Below are 4,476 nucleotides of genomic sequence, written 5' to 3'. Positions count from 1 at the left end.
GCGGTTCGGGATACCCACACATCGCGTCGGCGGAGATCGCCTACAGCTCCACCAACGAGATCCGGCAGCTGATGATCGACTACGTCACGGCCACCAAGTCGCTCGACCCGGCCGGCTTCGCGGTCACCAACTGGAAGCTGACCCAGGACGGCACGCCGGTCTTCTGACCCGCGCCGGCACCGGTTGCGCCCACCCCGCGGCCGTGCCGGGCCGGGGGTGGGCGCAACCGGTGCCGGCGCGGGTCAGAAGACCGGCGTGCCGTCCTGGGTCAGCTTCCAGTTGGTGACCGCGAAGCCGGCCGGGTCGAGCGACTTGGTGGCCGTGACGTAGTCGATCATCAGCTGCCGGATCTCGTTGGTGGAGCTGTAGGCGATCTCCGCCGACGCGATGTGTGGGTATCCCGAACCGCCGTTGGCCCGGTAGTTGTTGACGGCCACGACGAAGACCTGGTCGGCGGCGACGGGCGCGCCGTTGTAGGAGAGGTTCTTGATCCGGGAGCCCTCCGGCTGGGCGATGTCGATGTCGTAGTCGACGCCGGCCGCCGTGTCGTACATGTAGTCCCAGAAGCTGTTGGCGTTCGTGAGCGTGGCGGTGTCCACCTTCGTGCCCGCCGGCACCTGGTGGTAGTACTTCGCCGCGTACTCCAGGTAGTCCTTCAGCTGGGCGCCCGTCAGCTTCTTGCCGTACAGGGTGTTGTCGTAGATGTAGAGCCCGGCGATGTCCTTGATGGTGACGCTGCCCTGCGGGATGTCGGCCGTGCGGCTGAAGGGCGCGGCCACCGAGATCAGCGGGAGCGCGGCGTCGGCGGCCGACAGGCCCGTCCTGACCGTCTCCATCTGGACCTTGTGGATGAAGTCCATGATCGGGACGTCCTTCCAGCAGGAGTCCGCCGCCGAGAGGTCCGCCGTGCAGGTGCCGACGGGCGTGTTGACGTACTTCACGACCAGCTCGTGGTCGGCCTCCAGGAGCTTCTTGATCTCCAGGTCCTCGGCCACGCCGTTGGGGTTGAGGGTCTGCGCCTTCTTGCCCGTCACCTTCCACTGGCCGTGGCGCAGTTCGAGCTCGAAGTCGAAGACGCTGAGCCGGTAGCCCCAGCAGTACGGCTCGGACAGCAGGACGTCCTCGCCGGTCTGCTCGTTCTTGACGGTGTACGACGGCACCTCGACGTGGGTGTGGCCCACGAGGATCGCGTCGATGCCCGGGACCTGCTCGGCGACCAGGTTGGAGGCGTTCTCGACGTAGGGCAGTTCGTCGCCCCAGGAGGAGGAGCCGTCCAGGCCGGAGTGGTCGGTGAGGAAGACGACGTCACAGCCGAGGGCGCGCAGCCGCGGCACGTACTTCTTCGCCTGCTCGACCAGGCCCGGGAAGACCAGCTTGCCGCCGACGTTGTCCTTGTCCCAGATGGCGATGCCGGGGTTGGTCAGGCCGAGGATGCCGACCTTGATGTCCGGGGCGCCGGGGACCTTGATGTGCTTGACGGTGTACGGCTCGAAGGCCGGGCGCAGCGACGTGGCGTGCAGGGCGTTGGCGCCGAGCAGCGGGAAGTCGCACTGGTCCTCGAACCTGCGCAGGGTGTCGATGCCGTAGTTGAACTCGTGGTTGCCGAGCGCGGCGGCGTCGTAGCGCATGTGGTTCATGGCGGTGGCCATCGGGTGCTTGGGGCCGCGCTTGCCGTCGGTGCCGGTGATCGGGTCGACGCGGGCGAAGTAGTAGGCGAGGGAGGTGCCCTGGATGATGTCGCCGGCGTCGACCAGCAGCACCCGGTGCTCGCCCTTGGCCTCGCGCTGCTGCTTGATGAGGGTGGCGACGCGGGCCACGCCCACCGAGTTGCCGGCCTTGTCGGTGTAGGGGGCGTCGGCGTAGTAGTCCCAGTCGAAGACGTGGCCGTGCAGGTCGGTGGTGCCCAGGATGGAGAACGACCAGGTGCGCGGAGCCTTCTCGGGGTGGTGCCCGTGGTCGGCCGCCTCGGCGGTACCGCCGGAGACCGCGCCCGCCGCCGCGACGGCGGCACCGGTCACGGCCGACTTCTTCACGAACTCCCGGCGGTTCATGCGACTGTGGGTCATTCAAGGCTCCTGAGACTGGAGTTGGTGCGAGCAGGGGGCGTTCCATGGCGGAGGCTACCCGCGTAGATCGTGCTCGTGCCCCTCATCGCCGCAAACCAGGAAATGACCATGTCCAGGTCAAGGATGGGTCATCCGGGCCGGAACGCGGCAGCGCCCGCCGGGTCCGCGTGGAGGCGGACCCGGCGGGCGCTGCCGCAGGGTGAACCGGAGCCTGCTACCGGCTTACAGGAAGGAGTTGACCTCGATCGTCTCGTCCCGGCCCGGACCCACGCCGATCGCGGAGATCGGGGCGCCGGACATCTCCTCCAGCGCCTTGACGTAGTTCTGGGCGTTCTTCGGGAGATCGGAGAAGGACTTGGCCTTCGTGATGTCCTCGCTCCAGCCCGGCAGGTTCTCGTAGATCGGCTTCGCGTGGTGGAAGTCGGTCTGGGAGTAGGGCAGTTCCTCGACCCGCTTGCCGTCGATCTCGTACGCGACGCAGACCGGGATCTGCTCCCAGCCGGTGAGCACGTCCAGCTTGGTGAGGAAGAAGTCGGTCAGGCCGTTGACCCGGGTCGCGTACCGCGCGATCACCGCGTCGAACCAGCCGCAGCGGCGGTCACGGCCGGTGGTCACACCGCGCTCGCCGCCGATCCGGCGCAGCGCCTCGCCGTCCTCGTCGAACAGCTCGGTCGGGAACGGACCGGCGCCGACGCGGGTGGTGTACGCCTTGAGGATGCCGATGACCCGGCTGATCTTCGTCGGGCCCACGCCGGCGCCGGTGCAGGCACCGCCGGCGGTCGGGTTGGAGGAGGTGACGAAGGGGTACGTGCCGTGGTCGATGTCGAGCAGGGTGCCCTGACCGCCCTCGAACAGCACGACCTTGTCGTCCTCCAGGGCCTGGTTGAGGATCAGGACCGTGTCGGCGACGTACGGCTTGATCTGCTCGGCGTAGCCCAGCAGCTCCTCGACCACCTGGTCGGCGGCGATGGCACGCCGGTTGTAGAGCTTGGTGAGGATCTGGTTCTTGACGTCGAGGGCCGCCTCCACCTTCTGCTGGAGGATCGACTCGTCGTACAGGTCCTGCACCCGGATGCCCACGCGGTTGATCTTGTCGGCGTAGGTGGGGCCGATGCCGCGCCCGGTGGTGCCGATCTTCCGCTTTCCGAGGAAGCGTTCCGTCACCTTGTCGACCGTCACGTTGTACGGCGTGATGACGTGGGCGTTGCCGCTGATGAGGAGCTTGGAGGTGTCGACGCCGCGCTCGTTCAGACCGCTCAGCTCGGAGAGCAGGACCGACGGGTCGACGACGACACCGTTGCCGATGACCGGCGTACATCCGGGGGAGAGGATGCCGGAAGGGAGGAGGTGGAGTGCGTACTTCTGGTCGCCGACGACGACCGTGTGGCCGGCGTTGTTGCCACCCTGGTATCGCACCACATAGTCCACCGATCCACCGAGCAGGTCGGTGGCCTTCCCCTTGCCCTCGTCACCCCACTGAGCACCGAGCAGCACAAGTGCGGGCACGCGCGTACACCCCTTCCGGGCGGGGCATGTCCAAGGTCAGGGGCGTGGGCGTAAGGTTCACCGCCGCGTGCCACCGCGACCGTCGTTGGCCGCACAACCGTCGGACCGGATGCCCCGGAATAGACGAAGCCCCTGGCGCAATAGCGCAAGGGGCTCTTGCACAAAGATGCTACCCGAGGAAGCGAGGCAGGACCGAGGTGGCGACTTTCGCGACGTCCGAACAGCTGCTGGTGATCATCGATCCGGCGGCCCGGCAGGCGGACGGGGAGTCCGTACGGATCGCGAAAGACGTGCTCAGCGCGGGTGCTGCGGCCAAGGTCTGCCTCCCGGAGGACCCGGCGGAATTCGCCCGGGCACTGGGCCGTCGGGGTGCCAGGCGCCCTGTCGTGGTGGGCGACGACCACGCCCTGGTGCGCGCGGTGACCCTGCTCCACCGGGAGCGGGAACTGGCCGGATGCGCGCTGTCGGTGGTCCCGGTGGGGGAACGCCTGGCCCTGGCGGAGTCCCTGGGCGTGCCGACGGGGGCGGTGGCGGCGGCCCGGGCGGTCCTGGACGGCGAGGAGCGCCGCCTCGATCTACTGGCCGACGACGCGGACGGGCTGGTGCTGACCGGGCTGACCGTGCCCCCGGCGCCGGTGCGGGCGCCGCTGCCCGAGCCGGTCGCGGCGGCCGGGCGCCCCTGGTACCGGTCCCTGGTCCGCACCCTGGGCCCGCGCCCGCCCCGGCTGACCGCGATACCCGCGCCCGGGCCGACGCGGCTGCGGGTGGAGGTGGACGGGGAGACGGTGGTGGAGCTGGACCAGCCGGTGGAGTCGGTCTCGCTCAGGGCGGCCGGCGCACTGGCCGGGGTGGAGGTCCGGCGGCCGCCCTGAGCGAGACCGACTCCACCGGCTGGTCCAGCTCC

At 69.2% G+C, this 4,476-nt stretch carries 2 protein-coding genes and 1 pseudogene; 1 reads left to right on the top strand and 2 read right to left on the bottom strand.

Annotated elements, in window-relative coordinates:
• Positions 1-242: 242 nt before the first annotated feature.
• Both FRZ03_RS12195 and FRZ03_RS12190 read right to left on the bottom strand, forming a co-directional pair.
• Positions 243-2,066: a bifunctional metallophosphatase/5'-nucleotidase gene (locus FRZ03_RS12195; protein WP_146465165.1), complete on the bottom strand. Its 1,824-nt coding sequence runs from the start codon at positions 2,064-2,066 to the stop codon at positions 243-245.
• A 222-nt stretch (positions 2,067-2,288) separates the two neighbouring features.
• The gene (locus tag FRZ03_RS12190) at positions 2,289-3,572 is read right to left on the bottom strand and encodes an adenylosuccinate synthase (protein ID WP_146465164.1); all 1,284 of its coding nucleotides are present in this window, start codon (positions 3,570-3,572) and stop codon (positions 2,289-2,291) included.
• Positions 3,573-3,769: 197 nt separating this feature from the next.
• Here FRZ03_RS12190 and FRZ03_RS12185 point away from each other — a divergent pair.
• Positions 3,770-4,432, top strand: a pseudogene (locus tag FRZ03_RS12185) (diacylglycerol kinase family protein); the annotation flags it as partial.
• Between the last annotated feature and the right edge of the window lie 44 nt (positions 4,433-4,476).

It is taken from the genome of Streptomyces misionensis, from assembly GCF_007896895.1.
Classification (GTDB): domain Bacteria; phylum Actinomycetota; class Actinomycetes; order Streptomycetales; family Streptomycetaceae; genus Streptomyces; species Streptomyces misionensis_A.
Note: the sequence above shows the minus strand (reverse complement) of the source record. Positions and strands in the feature narration are given on the sequence as shown.

What these genes read in the sequence shown, in the direction of transcription:
- FRZ03_RS12195 (WP_146465165.1), bottom strand. Translation starts at nt 2,066, where the DNA reads ATGACCCACAGTCGCATGAACCGCCGGGAGTTCGTGAAGAAGTCGGCC.